Genomic DNA, 16,636 nt, shown 5'->3' with positions numbered 1-16,636 from the left:
GAAGAACATCAGAAAAATTTAAGGATTAACGGCTCACTGGGAGAGGCTTGAAACGATGATCGGTAAACTTTTTTTCGGAAAATGTTGAGGATTTTCAGCGCTCATACGTCTTAGTAAGTGAGGCAAGTATTTTTAGAGCCTGAAAAGGAATTTGCGCATGTTTAATCGTCAAGCCACCACCACCCGAACGATGCTGCGCCAGTCAGCCATTGCAGCGCAGGCCCAGGCGCCAGCGATCGATACAGAGCGTCAGGGCAATGAACCCATCAGGAAGCTGCTGAAAAGCTTTGGTCTGCGGACCAGTCTGGTCCGCCTGAAGGTCCTGGATGCGCTGCTGCACGCCACCAGCGAAGGGCAACCTCTGGGCGTTCGTGGCGTACACAGCCAATTGCTGAAGCTGGATATCCCGTTGTCATTTCTGAGTGTGCGGGAAGTATTGAAACGCCTGTGCGACGAAGGCGTTATTTTTCTCAATCCGGACAAGAGCTACAGCCTGCATCCTCAGGCGATGGAACAGCTCAACGAACCGGACAAGTCGGCACAGTAACTGCCCGGTTTGCACTGAGCCGCAAGCGCTCAGCGTTTGACCTTGCGGCGTATCACGCCGTTGATAACCACAACCAGCACGGCAACGGCGATGGCGATGTACTGGAAAGTCTTCTCGGTGATGACACCGCTGGCCTGCAAACGAGACAGGCCCAGCATGATCGCCAGTACCGCCAGGGCAATCAGCAGCGAATAAATCAAACGTTGTTTATTGGTCATTACAAGGTTCCTGAAATCTTCATGGACTGCACTCGTTGCGCACAAATGCGCGCCCATCTTACGCTGATGTGCCAAGCCTGACACCGGCATCCTGCATGCACTGGCCCTACAGCCAATTCGCCTCCCACACCTGACAGATACCCACGCCAGAGCACATCCGGACAACGCTGGTTACAATTCGCATGGTTTAATAGCCTCTATTCAAGGCCGCTCATGCGGCCTTTTCGTGATTAGCAAGGAGTCAACCATGCCCCATGAAGGCAGCCTGTTGCAGGCCGCAGTCGTGTTTCTGTTTGCCGCGGTTTTGACCGTTCCACTGGCCAAGCGGCTGCAACTGGGGGCCGTTATCGGCTATCTGTTCGCCGGCGTAATCATCGGCCCTTCAGTACTGGGGCTGATCGGCAATCCGGAGAGCGTCAGCCACATCTCTGAACTGGGCGTCGTACTGCTGTTGTTTATCATCGGCCTCGAACTTTCGCCAAAACGCCTATGGGTGATGCGTAAAGCAGTATTCGGCGTAGGCATGGCGCAGGTACTGTTGACGGGACTGGTCATCGGCGCTATTGCCCTGCTCGCCTTCGGTCAGCCACTGAATACTGCCGTTGTGCTGGGCCTGGGGCTGGCGCTGTCTTCCACAGCGTTCGGCCTGCAGAGCCTGGCCGAACGCAAGGAACTCAATAGCCCTCACGGTCGACTGGCGTTTGCCATTCTGCTGTTTCAGGACATCGCGGCCATTCCACTGATTGCCATGGTGCCGCTGCTCGCGGGTACCGATGACAAGCTCAGCGCCAGTGATGGCCTGACTCACGGCCTCGAAGTACTAGGCGTTATTGCGATTGTGGTGGTAGGTGGCCGTTACCTGCTGCGGCCGGTATTCCGTATCGTGGCCAAGACAAAAATCCAGGAGGTGTCCACGGCGACCGCATTGCTGGTGGTCATCGGTACCGCGTGGCTAATGGATCTGGTGGGCGTGTCCATGGCGCTGGGCGCTTTCCTCGCCGGGCTGCTGCTGGCCGACTCCGAGTACCGTCACGAGCTGGAGTCACAGATCGAACCCTTCAAAGGGCTGCTGCTCGGGCTGTTTTTCATGAGCGTGGGCATGGGCGCCAACCTGAGCCTGCTGCTCAGCGAGCCGCTTGTTGTGCTGGGGCTGACGCTGCTGCTGATCTTCATCAAACTGCCACTGCTGTTTGTTGTTGGCCGTCTGGCAGGTGGGCTGGGTAAACAAAGCGCTTTACGACTGGGCATCGTGCTCGCCGCGGGCGGTGAGTTCGCCTTTGTGGTGTTCCAGATCGGCAGTGATCAGGGTCTGTTTGATGCCCGTCTATACGACACGCTGGTGCTGACCATCACCTTGTCCATGGCGTTGACCCCACTGTTGCTGCTGGGAATTGCGCACTGGCTCAAACCCAAGCCGGTTACCGTGGAAGTGCCGGACGAATACCGGGATATCAACACCGATTCACCTCGGGTAGTCATTGCGGGCATGGGCCGTATGGGGCAGATCGTGGCGCGGATTCTGCGTGCGCAGAATATCCCCTTCGTTGCGCTGGATACGGCAGTAGAGTCAATCGAATTTTCCCGCAGCTTCGGCAACGTTCCAGTGTTCTATGGAGACCCGTTGCGCCCTGAGATCCTTCGCGCGGCAAAAGTCGAACAGGCCGAGTTTTTCATCATTGCGACTGATGATCCCGACATCAATATCAAGACGGCCGAGCTGGTCAACAAGCTGTATCCGAACATCAAGATCATCGCTCGTGCCCGTAACAGACAGCACGTGCATCGCCTGCTTGATGTCGGTGCGCAGGCCGTTCGGGAAACGTTTTATTCCAGCCTGGAAATGAGTCGACGTACGCTGGTAGGTCTGGGCCTGAGCCAGACCCAGGCCGATGCGCGTATCAGTCGCTTCAAACGTCACGATGAACAGGTTCTGGCAGCGCAACATCTGGTGTATGACGATGCGGCGAAGGTACTGCAAACCGCTCGCGAAGCCAGGAAAGAACTGGCGCAGTTGTTTGAAGCAGACCGGCAGGAAGAGGAAGCCGGGAAGGATTGATTGCGAATGCAATCGCTTTTAAAGCTTTTGCATGCCGTGCCACGCAGTTCGCAACGACGCGAGATTAGCGTCGGCAGGCCGAGTGGAGGTGTCGTGGTGGGGTGCGCTCGGCATGGATGCCGAGCGAGCGCCGTTGGGCCATGGATGGCCCGTCGGCGCGTCGCCCCACCACGGCACCGGAAGGAGGGAACCGCCGCGCAGCGGGGGCCGGACGTCAGCGCAAAATGGTTTCGCCCCTTTGCCGTAACAAAGGGGCCCGTCCGTTAGGACGGAACAAATATCAGCAGCGCAGCAATTGCCGCTGATTCAACGCGCCTCAATAACCCTCCAACACAGATGCATTCGGTTTACGCATACGGCCCATCCCAATACCGCCCATGCATGCCCAGTTTTTTCTTCAAGCGTTTAGGCAGACGCTTTTCCTGCTTGCTGAGTTTGTAAGCAACCAACTTGGCAGCATTGCGAATAAACGACAGTGGCCAAAGCAGAAAGCGCCGAGGGCCAAGGAACTTGAGCTCTGATTTGACGTAACGCATCCCCTCCCCAGCCACGCCACCAAAGGTGTCGTAGATCCAGGCCTCGCGAGACTGGAACACGCCAATATCAAAATAGCGCCGAAACTCTTCCCACACGGTGTAGTTGTGCGAGTGACGGCACACCGCCGAGCCTTCGTAGGCCACCTTCCAGCCAGCCAGAAGCATTTTGGCTGTGACATACATGTCTTCAGAGAGGATCACATGCGGCGGAAAACCACCGACATCCAGCAAGGCCTCGCGGCGATAGGCCGCAAACGAGTTGGACATGAACGGAGTCTTGATGCCTAGCACCGGAGCATCTTCCAGAGTCTTGATCTGTGAAACCGGCGGATAGTTGAACAGGCGGGCATGCTGCGCGAGCAAGCTGGCATCTTTGTGAGGCAACTGACGCCCGCAGACAGCCCCCACCTTTGGGTCAGCGAAAGGCAGCAAAATATTGGCAATGGCCTCGACGTCCTCGACGTAGGCGTCCTGAGTCATATAGACATAGACGTCATAATCGGGATTGAACTCAACCATCATTTGCCGTGTGCCGCCGTGGTTGAAATCCTTGCTGTCGACGCGGATCACATTGGCGCAACGCGAACGCGCCAACTCAAGGGTTCCATCACGGGAACTGGAATCGACAATCAGCGTGTCAAAAACGGCTGTCTGAGTTGCCAGAGAATCCAGTAACCGCTGTAAATCGTTTCGCCCGTTATAGGTCGGGATGACACAAGCCACTCTCAAAGACGGCATAACAAAACTCCAGGGCGAAATTCGAATGCCCAACTTGTCAGCGTTTTTGAGGGTAGCTCATGCCTCGCGGATAGACCATGCGGATGGGTAAAAACCCAATCAACCGAGCACTTCACTCAAAGGAATGAAGTTGACCCATTCCCCCTCTGCCACTGTACTACCCTCGCGCACCTCGATCAGGCCATCGGCCCAGGCCGCACTGCGCAACACGCCAGAGCTTTGGTTTTTGTAAAACACTGCACGCCCTTGCTCCAGTCGTCCGCGTAAATACTCGCGGCGATTACCGGGCTTGGTCCAGACGAAACCAGCCGGTACTGGAAACTGTAGAGGCGTGACGTCGGCCACACCCTGACGGCGTAACAGATAAGGACGAGCCAGCAGAGCAAAGGTCACCAGCGTCGAGGCAGGATTGCCTGGCAAGCCAATCACCGGCACGCCCCGAAAATGCCCGAATGTCAGCGGTTTTCCAGGCTTGATGGCAAGCTTCCACAGCGACAACTCGCCCTCTTCACGTAATGCGTGCCCGAGAAAATCAGCCTCACCCACAGAAACTCCGCCGGTAGACAGGATAAGATCCACATTGCTGAGCGCGCCCAACGCTGTGCGCGTCTTTTCCAGATCGTCGGGCAGAATCCCGGCATCGACCACGTCGCACTCCAGTCTTTTCAACCAACTGCATAGCAACACGCGGTTGCTGTTGTAGATCTGCCCCGGCCCCAACGGCTGCCCCGGCTCGATCAGCTCATCGCCGGTCGAAAGCACGGCAACCCGTATGCGTCTGACGACTTGCAACTCAGCCAGCCCCAATGAAGCCCCCAGCCCAAGCTCGATAGGGCCAAGGCGTGTACCGGCGGCGAGCACCTTGTCGCCTGTTCGGGTTTCCTGACCCTGTGGACGAATGTTCTGATCAATCTGCAGAGGTTCGGTAAAACCCACGCGCTGATCGGGAAAGACCTCAGCGTTTTCCTGCATTTCGACACAATCAGCCCCCGCGGGGACCGGAGCCCCCGTGAAGATTCGTGCACAGGTACCAGCGGCCAATGGCTCTGGTGCCTGCCCGGCAAAAATCCGCTGGCTGACCACCAGTGGCTCGCCTTTCCAGTCCGCCAGACGCAACGCATAACCGTCCATGGCGCTGTTGGGCCAAGGCGGAAGGTCAAATGTCGCAATCATGTCCTGGGCCAGCACACGGCCTTGGGCTTGCGCCAATGGCACTGTTTCGGACTCGGTTACTGGCGCTGCTTCAGCCATTTCCAGCAAACGTGCCAAGGCCTGTTCGACCGGCATCAAGGGCTTGTTCATTGGCGCTTTATCCACGTGTTGCGCAAGGCTCGGCTTGCTTCAAATGCGGCACGAAGTTGCAGGGGCGAAAACGGTTGTCCAGTTGCTGGGCGAGAATGCCGTCCCAACCGGTACGCACCGCATTGGTCGACCCGGGCAGACAGCACACCAGCGTACCGTTGGCCAGACCCGCCAGCGCGCGGGATTGAATGGTCGATGTGCCGATATCAGGTACTGATATCTGACGGAACAGCTCACCGAAACCATCGACCTGTTTGTCCAGCAGGCACGCAACCGCTTCCGGCGTGCTGTCACGACCTGTGAAGCCCGTACCGCCGGTAATCAACACGACTTGCACTTCATCATCGGCAATCCAGCCAGCGACCTTCGCACGGATCTTGTACAGATCATCCTTGAGCAGAACGCGCTCGATCAGGCTGTGACCGGCCTCAGTCAGGCGATCGACAAACATCTGGCCGGAGGTGTCAGTTTCCCGGGTGCGGGTGTCACTGACCGTCAAAACAGCAATATTCAGCGGTACAAAGGGGGTGTCAGCCTTGGCTTTCATCGCTCAGTCCAGTTGTAGAGAAAACAGGCCGGTGTTATATCACAGCACCCCATTTCACTGCTTCGGTCGAGTCGCTCATGCCAGATGCCATCACCCTTCCCGCCTGTTCAATCCTGCTGCTGGCCGGTGGTCAGGGTCAGCGTATGGGCGGCAGGGACAAAGGCCTGATCCCGTGGCAGGGCGAGCCGCTGATACAGCATCTGCATCGGCTGACCCGGCCGTTGACCGACGACCTGCTCATCTCCTGCAATCGCAACCTGGAACACTATGCGGTTTACGCCGATCGACTGGTGCAGGATGGCAACGACGAGTTTCACGGGCCATTCGCGGGCATACGTGCAGCCCTGCCCCTCGCACGCAATTCGCATCTGTTGGTTTTGCCATGCGATGTGCCATCGATCGACCTCTCATTGCTGCAGAGCCTGCGGGAAACGTCGCTCAAGCACCCCGGGCAACCGGTGATGGTACGCAGCGGAACACACTGGCAACCCCTGCTTTGTATTATTCCGACCCACCACGCAGAGGCTTTTGAAGCCGCCTGGCAGAGCGGTGAACGCAGCCCGCGCAGGGTGATGGAACGTCTTCATGCAGTTGCCGTGCAGTGTGACGCTGACGATCCGCGGCTGGCCAACCTCAATACTCCGGAGTTGCTGACCCGGACCACCGGCTGACTCAAGCCTTGCGCAGCGACTAATATTGATTGAACTTGCTGAAGACAGTTACGTCTTAACGTCAGTTAACCAAGAATCGACCAGGAGACACCGTAATGAACCAACGGACCCTTCCCGCTGCCTTTTTGCTCGCACTGGGCCTCGCATCCCTTGCTGGCTGCGCATCGCCGACCGTGATCACCTTGACCGATGGCCGGGAAATTCAGGCCGTCGATACACCCAAGTATGATGAAGATTCGGGCTTCTACGAGTTCAAGCAACTTGACGGCAAGGAAACTCGCGTCAATAAAGATCAAGTACGTACCGTCAAGGACCTCTGATCTGGCTGCGGTGTAGTAGATCTAAAGAAACCCGCCAAGTGCGGGTTTTTTATGGGTTACGAAAAACACCGGATTACCAGTCCAGACGAATCTCGCTCTGAAATTGCCGCGGCTGCCCTGTGACCGGATCACAAAAGCGCAAGCTTTGAGCGAGCAATTTCAAGGGTCTGGCGTAATCGTCCACTGCGTCCTTGATTACATCCGGGTAAAAAGGGTCATTGCAGATACCGGCTCCCAGAGCGGCCATGTGCACCCGCAACTGGTGTTTTTTGCCCGTCACCGGGTACAACCCGTACCGCCAGAGATCGCCGTTGCGTTCGCAAACCTCCATGGCGGTCTCGGTATTACTGGCGCCGTGCCCTTCCTGCATGCGAAAGAAAGGCTCGCCATCGATCAACCGGCTTTTGTGCACGCGGGGGAATTCGATACCCGGCAATGCAGGCGCAATGGCTTCATAGCGCTTGTCGATCTGACGGGTCGGGAACAGTGACTGATAAGCAGAACGGGTCTGCTTGTTGGCAGAAAACAACACCAGCCCTGCGGTGTGTCTGTCAATCCGATGCAAGGGCACCAGATCAGGATTGTCCAGTCGACGGATCAAACGGCGCAGCAATGTCTGTTCGACGTACTCACCAGCGGGCGTCACCGGCAGGAAATGAGGCTTATCGGCAACCACCAGGTGCTCGTCTGCATAGAGAATGGATTCCAGAACCGGAATCGGCGTCTCATTGGGCACTTCACGGAAGTAATGAATGCGCAGGCCTTCCCTGTAAGCCAGATCTGCGGCTACAGGTTTGCCATTTGCATCCAGCACACGTCCCCTTGCGATACGATCAAGCCACTGCTCGCGGCTGATGGCGCTGAAATGCGCGCACAGACAATCAAGTACAGTCACCCACGTGCCGGGTGGCAAATACAGCGTGCTCGCTTGGCTTTTGGCGGCGGAAAAAACAGACTCGGACATACGGGGCTCACGGAGAAAGGCTCTTGGGACTGCTCTTGATGAGCCGCAGGCATTATCACCCAAGAGCCTGTTCATCGCGAATCGGCGGAGCGTATCAGATCACGCCGCACGCAACCCGATCACCACCCCCCCCTAGAGGTTTGGGCATATCAGAATGGTTGTCTGCGCCCGCATGGATCATCAGTGCATGGCCTTTGACGTCCTTGAGTTTTTTCAAGCGAGGTGCCAGAACCGGGTAATTGGCCATACCATCTTCAGTGACATAGATCGCTGGCAGGTCACCCAGGTGACCGTTGGCGTAAGGCCCCAGATGCTTGCCGGTTTTTTTCGGGTCCCAATGCCCACCGGCCGCCTGAGCGGCAATTTTCACACCGTCTTTGGTCGCCGTTTCACAGCTGGCATTTTCGTGGATATGAAAGCCATGAACACCCGCAGGTAAGGAAGTCAGGCTAGGCGTGAAAAGCAGACCGTATTCAGTTTCCGTGATGATGACTTCGCCAATCGGCTTCGCTGCGTCCGTAGCACTGACCAGATTCATCGGAACCGATAACGAATCGGCGAGTGCGGTATTCAGAGAAAATGCGCCAATAAGGCCAAGCCAGAGATAAGGTTTCATCATTCGTCCATTTGCTGAGAAAAATGCAAGGCAGTCAAAAAGGCCTGCCCGGATGAAGGTTTACCTAGTCTTTTACACACTCAACGGCGCAAAGTTCCACTCAATATCGTGTACGGATGTTTGCCAGCAGTCTGCGGTGTGCATATCGCAGGCAATCAGCGCTCAAAGGAAGCGCATATCCGTTGCCGCGGTTTGGTCTCGACACCTACGATAAAAAGCTGACAACCCGCTCCACACTGAACGGCCAGTCCAGCTCCGCGCCGGTATCAACACGACGCAGGACAGGGATACGCAACCCGTAGGTATCGACCAGGCGCTCGCTGTCACCGATGTCTACCAGTTCGACCAACAACCCATGCTCCACCAGCGGCATCAACTCAGCCTCGGCGACTTCACAAAGATGGCACCCCAAGGTGCCGAACAACTGGCATTCAGGAGGCATGCAGGCAACCCTCAATACAGGAAATTAGCCGCTATTTTAGGCCTGCTGCAGAGGGTCGTCGAGCAAGGCTCGGTTGCGAAAGCAGCAAGCTGGATTCAAAGCGGTTGCTCGGGAACCCGCCACTCTGGTGCCCTGAAAACCTGTTCAGCACCGGAGATACGCATTGATATACGGTCCAGAATCGATTCTGCGGTGTACTTGGGCGTAGTGGCATTGAAGGCAATAAGCAGCAACCCCACCAGCAAGGCTGCAGAAGGAATTCTGCCTGGCTGGATATTCTCCAGACCCAGTAAAAAAAGGCAGGCTGCCAGCGAGCCCAACAGTGCACCAGCAACAGCTTCGGGCAACGGATGGATGAATGGCGCAACGCAATAGATGCTGAACATCCAGCCCACCGCCAAGCCAATTGCTGCTGCGGGCCAGTTCAGTAGCGGATGAACCTGACGGGCGAGCAGACTCAATCCTACCGTGAGTACCAGGCACGTATTCATCGCATGGCCACTCAAGACATAAATGCCCAGACTTTCCAGTGCCACGCCCCAGCCTTTGAAAAGGATTTTGCTGACCGCCACGATCGAGTAGACCGCGAACACTGTGGCGATCCACAGAAGTGCCGAGCGTCGCGAACGGGTCATCCATAGCCAGCCGGTGATAACCAGTGCAGCAGGCAACATCACGGTGATGCCGCCGTAAGGGGTAATTGACGCGAGCTGTATATCCAACTGTCACTCCAACAGGGAGTTGCCGCCAGAATCCTACTGCGCCCGCTCCAGGCTAGATGAGCGAGCTCGAAAGTGTTTGCGGGCAAACGTGTTGGCCCGATCCAGCACCGGCTTCTCGAAACAGCGATAACCGACCCAGCCGTAACATAGCACCGCACCCATCATCAGTGCGCAGAAGAAAATATTGTCCATGAGGCTGGCAGGCCAACCGCCCAACAACTGCCAGATACGCCCGATAACGCCCAGCACCAATAGATGTGACAGATAGACGGTGTAAGACATGTCCCCGATTAACACCAGTCCCTTTGGCATCGAGACATGCCCACGACGCTCCAGCAACGCCAGCGCGAAAACCAGCGTAGCGAACACCACACCGACTATCACCATCCTCGAGAAGCCGTGTCCTTCAAACAACCCGTAAGCACCTATCACCGGAATCCCCAGCAGCACCGCCGCAGCCAAAAGCCCCCAGACAGCAGAACCAGGAATACGCGCGCTGTTCGGGCTGTAAAAGAACAGGGCCAGTAATGCTCCGGCGATAAATTCCAGTGCATAAGGGTGAAGGATCACCGCCAGCACCGGCGAATACTCCTGCCAATCCTCCAGCGCATTGAACACCAGTAACACCAACGCCCAGACAGCAAGCAGCCATGGCAAGCTGCGCTCTTTGAAAAACAGCAAAACACTGAAAACCAGGTAGAACCACAACTCGAACACCAGTGACCACGCCACCATCACCAGCAGCACCTTGTCACTGGGCAGGAGCAAGAATGACCGCCACAGGTTCGACTCGCCGTGAGCGCTGTTGACCATTCCTGGCTGAACCAGATAAACCAGCAAGGTGATGAAAAAATACAACCAGTACGTGGGGTATATACGCGATACGCGATTGAACAGAAAACGCTGCCGTTCAACGCCGTTCTGGAACCGCCCACGACTGACAATCACCATCACGAAACCACTGATGACGAAAAACAGATCGACACCTAACTGAAAAAAATCCAGCCAGCCCGGCAAGAGCCTGTCGCCCCCCGAATACTTCAGTTCGACGGCCGTCATGTGGAAAAGCACCACGCCCAGCACTGCAAGGCCCCTCAGCCCTTGAAGGGAATACAACCGCTCCATGCCACTCTCCAGCCCATGCCTGAACGCCACTGAACGGCGACAGTACTGCCATGATTTGCCAAAAGACAGTCCCTGTAAAACGAGCACCTCTTTCGGCGAGTAAACCAGCGGACTGTCGCCAAAGCAGTCCCCACGATTTAGCGTCGGAGTACAGCATAGCCAAATCCTGCCCCGATGAGGCCAGGTCTTGAAGGTGTCACAACAAACGGCACTGTCAGGACATGCCCCGAGACAGAGCGAATAAAATCGTGGAAACTCCGGGCACAGCGCTTGCGTCCAGATAACGCCTGCTCGAACGCGCTCCTGATAAGCGCACAGCTAATGGCCGCGCACCAACACACCGCAAAACAGGCCCGAACGGATACCTGGATTTGATGTGGCATTGAAGTGAACCTTCAGCAAGCCCCTGGACTCGAAAGCCCATACGCACCTAATGGAGAGAAAAATGGCACGCCAAACAGCACAGAACGCTCAGGAAATCTTGATGGCTGACTTTCAGGTCCTGGTTGCCGATACGGAGAAGCTCCTGGAACACACCGCTTCACTGGCAGGCGAGCAGGCTGACGAATTACGTAGCCAGATCAATGAAAGCCTGCTGCGCGCCCGCGAAACCCTGAAACTCACCGAAGAATCACTTCGTGAGCGGGGCAAGGCCGCCGTCGTAGCAACCGAAGATTATGTTCAAACCAACCCATGGCAGTCGGTAGGCATCGCGGCTGGCGTTGGTTTTCTGATTGGCCTGCTGGCAACAAGGCGCTAACGATTATGGCTCTGGGAACTGAATCCGGTCAGGCATCAGACCAGACCTCATCGTCGCCGCGGCGGCTTGGCGCGGCTGTCCTCGGGTTGCTGCACAGCCATGTAGAGCTGTTCGGTATCGAGCTTCAGGAGCAAAAGGCCCGTACTTTGAGCCTGCTCCTGTTCGCCGGCCTGGCGCTTGTCTTCGCCTTGCTGCTGCTGACGGGCCTGTCGGCATTACTACTGATCGTACTGTGGGACAGCTATCGTCTGGCCGGCATTATCGGTCTATGCGTGTTCTATACGTTGTGTGCGCTGTTTTGCGCCCTGCGTCTCAAAGCTGCCATATTCGACGAGTCCTCGCCGTTCAACGCGACACTCGAAGAACTGGCCAATGACCGTGAGCGATTGATGCGATGAGTCTGCCCGAATCTCACCAGAAACATTCCCGCCGCGAATTGCGCAAAGCGCTGGTTCGCCTGCGCATGGAAATGCATCGTCAGGAAATCCGGCAGGAGTCGAACAATCTTCTCCAGCCGTTGCGAAGGGTTCGCGGGATGGGTACCGACTGGCAGGGCGCGCTCGGCATCAAGCATGCCCCCTTGTGGGGTATGGGTGTCGTTTCGCTGCTGGGGTTCCTCGGCGGTAAAGGCGCAAAGGGCTCGCGTCCTGGCGGTCTGACCCGGATCATCAAACTCGGTGTAAGCCTGTTGCCTGTTATCAGAATGGCGTTAGGGTCCTCCCGAAAGCGCTAGTGGCAATTGGCTGCGTTCTTGCAAGCAGCACCTCCCTGTCAAGTTGGATCGATGGCTTCAGATTTCACTGAAGCCATCGATTTTGCTGTGGAAATTTTGATTTCAACTGCCGAGTTTACTGAGGAGGCCATGTGATTGATGGGCAACCTATTGCCTGCTTTCAGCCGTTCATTGATACCGCTACTGGCCGTATTGCTGGTGTTGAAGCATTGGGCCGTGTGCGCAAGGACGACGGCCAGCTAAAGTCAGTGGGTCCGCTGTTCGCAGATCCGAAAGTGCCTGCCGCTTCATTACGTCGCCTGGATCGCATCATCCGCGACAACGCTCTGAGCCGATTGCATGAGGCGCCCGACGACTGGTTTCTGAGCCTGAATATTTCACCCCGGTGGATTTCTCGCCTGCGCCCGGGGCAACCTCTACCCAGCCTCAAGCAACTGCAACGAAACGGCGTAGAGCCTCAACGCATCGTGTTTGAAATCACCGAACTGGATGGCAATAGCCAGCGTCTTGCGGAAGTAGTGAGCCGTTACCGCGAGGCAGGTGCACGAATCGCCATTGATGATTTCGGTGCTGGCTACTCGCAACTGGACCGCGTACTGGCTCTGCAGCCCGACATACTCAAGCTTGATATGCGCTTGTTTCAGGCAGCAGCAAAAGGCGGGCCGAGCAGCGACATTGTTAAAGCACTGGCCCAAATGGCAGAAAAAACCGGCTGCTGGATTATCGCCGAAGGAGTCGAAACGGAAGCCGAATTGCACTTTGCCCTGGAGTGCGGCGCACGCTATGTCCAGGGTTTTCTGTTTGCTCCCGGCGAGCAAACCTTCTTCCAGCCAGATGCATTCGTTGAACAATTCGCCCGTCTGCGCGACCGCTACGTGCAGAAAAAGCTGGCGGAGCGAGCACTGGTCATGGGGCTGCGCCAGCAACTGGCTTCGTTGATGTCTATCCTGCAACACTGGGACCAGAGCTCACTCAACCAGTTGCCACAACTGCACGATTACCCTTGGCTGCTGCGTTTCTACCAGTGCGACCGACACGGTACTCAACTCACGCCCAACCTCGAGTGGCGCAACGGTGAATGGCGGTCTGACGCTGCCTACATTGGCCACAATTGGTCCTGGCGCCCCTACTTCTATCATCTGCTTGCAGAAGGCTGGCATGAGCGCCGCCTGATCCTCTCCAATACCTATCGAGACGCTACCACTAACCAGTATTGCCTGACCGCTGGACAGTTTTTCGACAATGACCAACGCATTCTCTTGATCGATGTTGACGCAGCGGGCTTCTGACCCCCTTGCAGCCGGGTCCTGGAACCCGGAAGCTAGGCGGTCTTAACCGACGGAGTGAACGCCTTGGATTGGCAAACCCTGCTCAACCGCGAACGACTTGGCAAAACCCTGCACAGCCCGGAAGAACTGGGGCGCAGTCCTTTCCATAAGGATCATGACCGAATCATTTTTTCCGGGGCATTTCGTCGTCTCGGGCGCAAGACACAAGTCCATCCGGTGTCGAGCAACGATCACATTCATACGCGCCTGACCCACTCGCTGGAAGTCAGTTGCGTCGGTCGTTCATTGGGTATGCGGGTTGGTGAAACACTGCGCAGCGCCCTGCCCGACTGGTGTGATCCCAGTGATCTGGGCATGGTCGTACAGTCGGCTTGCCTGGCGCACGACATTGGCAATCCTCCGTTCGGCCATTCCGGCGAAGACGCTATCCGTAACTGGTTCAAACAAGCTGCCGGCCGGGGCTGGCTCGATGCGATGAGTGAGGTTGAACGCAACGACTTCCTCAACTTCGAAGGTAACGCACAGGGTTTTCGAGTCCTGACGCAGCTGGAGTATCACCAGTTCGACGGCGGCACACGACTGACTTATGCCACCCTCGGCACCTACCTGAAGTACCCATGGACGGCTCGCCATGCCGACTCCCTGGGCTATAAGAAACACAAATTTGGCTGCTACCAGAGCGAGCTGCCGATCCTTGAACAGATCGCGCAGAAACTGGGGCTGCCACAACTTGAAGAGCAGCGTTGGGCGCGGCACCCATTGGTCTATCTGATGGAGGCCGCAGATGACATCTGTTACGCCCTGATCGATCTTGAAGACGGGCTGGAGATGGAGCTGCTGGAGTACGCGGAGGTAGAGTCGCTGCTGTTGGGGCTGGTCGGCGATGATTTGCCTGACACCTATCGCCAACTGGGTCCTGATGACTCGCGTCGGCGCAAACTGGCGATCCTGCGCGGCAAAGCCATCGAGCATCTGACCAACGCCGCTGCGAGGGCCTTCGTCGAACAGCAGGACGCATTACTGGCCGGTACGCTCAGTGGCGATCTGGTCGAACACATGCATGGCCCGGCAAAGCGCTGTGTACTGAGCGCCAAGGACATGGCCCGCAAGAAAATCTTTCAGGACAAGCGCAAGACCCTGCACGAGATCGGTGCTTACACCACGCTTGAAATACTGCTCAACGCTTTCTGTGGCGCTGCACTGGAGCAGTTCGGCGGCCGGGCGCCCTCGTTCAAGCACAGGCGCATTCTCGATCTGCTGGGCAACAATGCGCCCGATCCTCATGCCCCCTTGCATGCATCATTCCTGCGCATGATCGACTTTATTGCTGGAATGACCGACAGCTATGCCAGTGAAATGGCCAGGGAAATGACCGGCCGCTCAAGCCCTATGTAAAGCAGGCACTGCCGCCCGGCGTCCTTGAACGATTGGGCGGCAGCCCCCCCTTCTCAGCAGCAAATCTTCGACAACTTCAGACGCTTCCTACATTTTTTTAGGAATCGTCTTATCGCAAATGTCTTCGTGCCTGCCTGATACTCCCCCGCTTGAGAGCCATTAATGGCCGCCTCCACTTACTCTTTCACTGGCCATTGTCGATGCTGCCCGACGCCTGCAGCTGTGCGCCGGTCGGCGCCAGGCCTGCGCCAGCTTCTGCCGGACTACCTGATGTTTAAACACAACTTACGCATTCTGCTCGTGGAAGATCACCCCTTCCAGTTGATTGCCACACAGATACTTCTGAATAATCTGGGGTACTTTCTGTTAACCCCTGCCCTTACCGCAGCGGAGGCCATGCAAGCCATCCAGCGAAGCGCCGAGCCATACGATCTGCTGCTTTGCGATCAGTGCCTGCCAGACGGTGAGGGTTTCGACGTCATCGAACAGGCCTTCAAGGCTGGAATGGCACGATACGCGATCGTTCTGAGCGGCCTGGACACGCCTCAACTGCAGGCCCTCGAACAACTGGCGGCTAAACGTGAACTCCCTTTGCTCGGTTGCCTCAACAAGCCGCTACACGGCCCGGATCTCTCCAGGCTGATGGCGTCATACTTCCCGGACAGCTAACCGCCCCCATGCACACACGAGGCGCGCTGATGGATCCGAAAAAAACGCTGCAGACCCGGCACCCTTTCGAGCTGTAGTGAACTATGCTGATACAACTACTGAAAGCGTATAAACTACCTGTAGGTTAATTCCCAATCGCAATAAACAGCATGATCATCGGCACTTAATAGCGCCCTGTATTCCCACTCATTTTAAACATTGCGCGTTACAAAAACGAGTTCCCGCGTACTCCAATACGCTAATTATTGTAGGAACTTTCCTATATATCACCTATAGCAGGGTCTCTTCATGTGCCTGCCTGAACATCTGAGCTAAGGTGCGCGCTTTCCTCGCATCTCGTATGGATTGAACTATGAACTCAGTTTTTATCATCGATGACCATCCGGTCATTCGTCTTGCCGTAAGAATGCTCCTGGAAAACGAAAACTACGAAGTCGTGGGCGAGACTGATAATGGTGTGGATGCAATGCAAATGGTCCGCGAATGCATGCCTGACCTGATCATTCTGGACATCAGCATCCCCAAGCTGGACGGCCTCGAGGTACTGGCCCGCTTCAATTCCATGGGGCTGGCTTCGAAAATACTGGTGCTAACCTCACAAACCCCAAGTCTGTTCGCGATTCGGTGCATGCAGTCAGGCGCAGCAGGTTATGTCTGTAAACAGGAAGATCTGAGTGAATTGCTCAGTTCGGTAAAAGCAGTATTATCCGGCTACAATTACTTCCCAAGTCAGGCACTGTCTACGCCCAGTGGTGAAAATGGAGAGCCCAGCGAAATAGAGCTTTTTAAACTGGTCAATGATCGCGAACTGATGGTATTGCAGTTGTTCGCTCAGGGTCGAACGAACAAGGAAATTGCTAAAGGCATGTTTCTCAGCAACAAGACCGTCAGCACTTACAAAACACGCCTGATGCAAAAACTCAGGGTCAAAACCCTGGTAGAACTAATCGAGATAGCAAAACGCAACGCGCTAGTGTGAGGAACAG

Annotated in this window: 20 protein-coding genes; 11 read left to right on the top strand and 9 right to left on the bottom strand. The window is 56.2% G+C overall.

Features of this window, described 5'->3' with window-relative positions:
* Nucleotides 1-157: 157 nt before the first annotated feature.
* A complete protein-coding gene (locus AUC61_RS16645) occupies nucleotides 158-547 on the top strand; it encodes a Fe2+/Zn2+ uptake regulation protein (protein ID WP_243247302.1) in 390 nt (129 codons plus the stop codon).
* A 29-nt stretch (nucleotides 548-576) separates the two neighbouring features.
* Here AUC61_RS16645 and AUC61_RS16640 read toward each other — a convergent pair whose 3' ends face one another.
* Entirely contained in the window at nucleotides 577-765 is a 189-nt protein-coding gene (locus tag AUC61_RS16640; RefSeq protein WP_243247301.1) for a hypothetical protein, read from the bottom strand.
* A 247-nt stretch (nucleotides 766-1,012) separates the two neighbouring features.
* Between AUC61_RS16640 and AUC61_RS16635 the strand changes: the two genes are divergently transcribed.
* On the top strand, nucleotides 1,013-2,821 hold the full coding sequence (locus AUC61_RS16635; RefSeq protein ID WP_243247300.1) for a monovalent cation:proton antiporter-2 (CPA2) family protein: 1,809 nt from the start codon (nucleotides 1,013-1,015) through the stop codon (nucleotides 2,819-2,821).
* A gap of 347 nt (nucleotides 2,822-3,168) precedes the next feature.
* On the opposite strand, the gene AUC61_RS16630 is transcribed toward AUC61_RS16635, so the two are convergent.
* The 3 genes from AUC61_RS16630 to moaB all read right to left on the bottom strand — a co-directional run bounded on the left by AUC61_RS16630 (nucleotide 3,169) and on the right by moaB (nucleotide 5,944).
* On the bottom strand, nucleotides 3,169-4,095 hold the full coding sequence (locus tag AUC61_RS16630; RefSeq protein ID WP_243247299.1) for a glycosyltransferase family 2 protein: 927 nt from the start codon (nucleotides 4,093-4,095) through the stop codon (nucleotides 3,169-3,171).
* A 99-nt stretch (nucleotides 4,096-4,194) separates the two neighbouring features.
* A complete protein-coding gene (locus AUC61_RS16625) occupies nucleotides 4,195-5,397 on the bottom strand; it encodes a molybdopterin molybdotransferase MoeA (protein ID WP_243247298.1) in 1,203 nt (400 codons plus the stop codon).
* Between the two features lie 7 nt (nucleotides 5,398-5,404).
* A complete protein-coding gene (moaB, locus tag AUC61_RS16620; RefSeq protein WP_027898187.1) occupies nucleotides 5,405-5,944 on the bottom strand; it encodes a molybdenum cofactor biosynthesis protein B in 540 nt (179 codons plus the stop codon).
* 77 nt (nucleotides 5,945-6,021) lie between these two features.
* On the opposite strand from moaB, the gene mobA reads away from it, so the two are divergent.
* The gene (gene mobA / locus AUC61_RS16615; RefSeq protein ID WP_243247297.1) at nucleotides 6,022-6,615 is read left to right on the top strand and encodes a molybdenum cofactor guanylyltransferase MobA; all 594 of its coding nucleotides are present in this window, start codon (nucleotides 6,022-6,024) and stop codon (nucleotides 6,613-6,615) included.
* A gap of 95 nt (nucleotides 6,616-6,710) precedes the next feature.
* A complete protein-coding gene (locus AUC61_RS16610; protein ID WP_122664558.1) occupies nucleotides 6,711-6,935 on the top strand; it encodes a YgdI/YgdR family lipoprotein in 225 nt (74 codons plus the stop codon).
* 73 nt (nucleotides 6,936-7,008) lie between these two features.
* On the opposite strand, the gene AUC61_RS16605 is transcribed toward AUC61_RS16610, so the two are convergent.
* From AUC61_RS16605 to AUC61_RS16585, 5 genes are all read right to left on the bottom strand, one after another.
* A complete protein-coding gene (locus AUC61_RS16605; protein WP_243247296.1) occupies nucleotides 7,009-7,899 on the bottom strand; it encodes a pseudouridine synthase in 891 nt (296 codons plus the stop codon).
* A gap of 94 nt (nucleotides 7,900-7,993) precedes the next feature.
* Nucleotides 7,994-8,515 (bottom strand): superoxide dismutase [Cu-Zn] SodC, encoded by a 522-nt coding sequence (gene sodC, locus AUC61_RS16600; RefSeq protein ID WP_243247295.1) that lies wholly within the window; start codon nucleotides 8,513-8,515, stop codon nucleotides 7,994-7,996.
* A gap of 205 nt (nucleotides 8,516-8,720) precedes the next feature.
* Entirely contained in the window at nucleotides 8,721-8,957 is a 237-nt protein-coding gene (locus tag AUC61_RS16595) for a glutaredoxin family protein (protein WP_243247294.1), read from the bottom strand.
* Between the two features lie 95 nt (nucleotides 8,958-9,052).
* A complete protein-coding gene (locus AUC61_RS16590; protein ID WP_422765418.1) occupies nucleotides 9,053-9,679 on the bottom strand; it encodes a hypothetical protein in 627 nt (208 codons plus the stop codon).
* A 33-nt stretch (nucleotides 9,680-9,712) separates the two neighbouring features.
* Complete coding sequence (locus tag AUC61_RS16585; RefSeq protein WP_243247293.1) at nucleotides 9,713-10,804, bottom strand: acyltransferase family protein; 1,092 nt, start codon at nucleotides 10,802-10,804, stop codon at nucleotides 9,713-9,715.
* Between the two features lie 445 nt (nucleotides 10,805-11,249).
* On the opposite strand from AUC61_RS16585, the gene AUC61_RS16580 reads away from it, so the two are divergent.
* From AUC61_RS16580 to AUC61_RS16550, 7 genes are all read left to right on the top strand, one after another.
* Nucleotides 11,250-11,564: an ElaB/YgaM/YqjD family protein gene (locus tag AUC61_RS16580; RefSeq protein ID WP_122664563.1), complete on the top strand. Its 315-nt coding sequence runs from the start codon at nucleotides 11,250-11,252 to the stop codon at nucleotides 11,562-11,564.
* A 5-nt stretch (nucleotides 11,565-11,569) separates the two neighbouring features.
* A complete protein-coding gene (locus AUC61_RS16575) occupies nucleotides 11,570-11,962 on the top strand; it encodes a phage holin family protein (protein ID WP_243247292.1) in 393 nt (130 codons plus the stop codon).
* The gene (locus tag AUC61_RS16570) at nucleotides 11,959-12,297 is read left to right on the top strand and encodes a hypothetical protein (protein ID WP_122664565.1); all 339 of its coding nucleotides are present in this window, start codon (nucleotides 11,959-11,961) and stop codon (nucleotides 12,295-12,297) included. Before AUC61_RS16575 ends, AUC61_RS16570 begins: the two co-directional genes overlap by 4 nt.
* A gap of 131 nt (nucleotides 12,298-12,428) precedes the next feature.
* Nucleotides 12,429-13,586, top strand: a complete 1,158-nt coding sequence (locus AUC61_RS16565; protein ID WP_243247291.1) for an EAL domain-containing protein — start codon at nucleotides 12,429-12,431, stop codon at nucleotides 13,584-13,586.
* Between the two features lie 63 nt (nucleotides 13,587-13,649).
* Entirely contained in the window at nucleotides 13,650-14,981 is a 1,332-nt protein-coding gene (locus tag AUC61_RS16560; protein ID WP_243247290.1) for a deoxyguanosinetriphosphate triphosphohydrolase, read from the top strand.
* 270 nt (nucleotides 14,982-15,251) lie between these two features.
* A complete protein-coding gene (locus AUC61_RS16555; protein WP_243247289.1) occupies nucleotides 15,252-15,650 on the top strand; it encodes a response regulator in 399 nt (132 codons plus the stop codon).
* Between the two features lie 352 nt (nucleotides 15,651-16,002).
* On the top strand, nucleotides 16,003-16,629 hold the full coding sequence (locus AUC61_RS16550) for a response regulator transcription factor (RefSeq protein WP_243247288.1): 627 nt from the start codon (nucleotides 16,003-16,005) through the stop codon (nucleotides 16,627-16,629).
* Nucleotides 16,630-16,636 lie beyond the last annotated feature (7 nt).

Source organism: Pseudomonas maioricensis (assembly GCF_022790535.1).
Lineage (GTDB): Bacteria > Pseudomonadota > Gammaproteobacteria > Pseudomonadales > Pseudomonadaceae > Aquipseudomonas > Aquipseudomonas maioricensis.
This window is presented reverse-complemented; position numbering and strand designations above follow the sequence as displayed.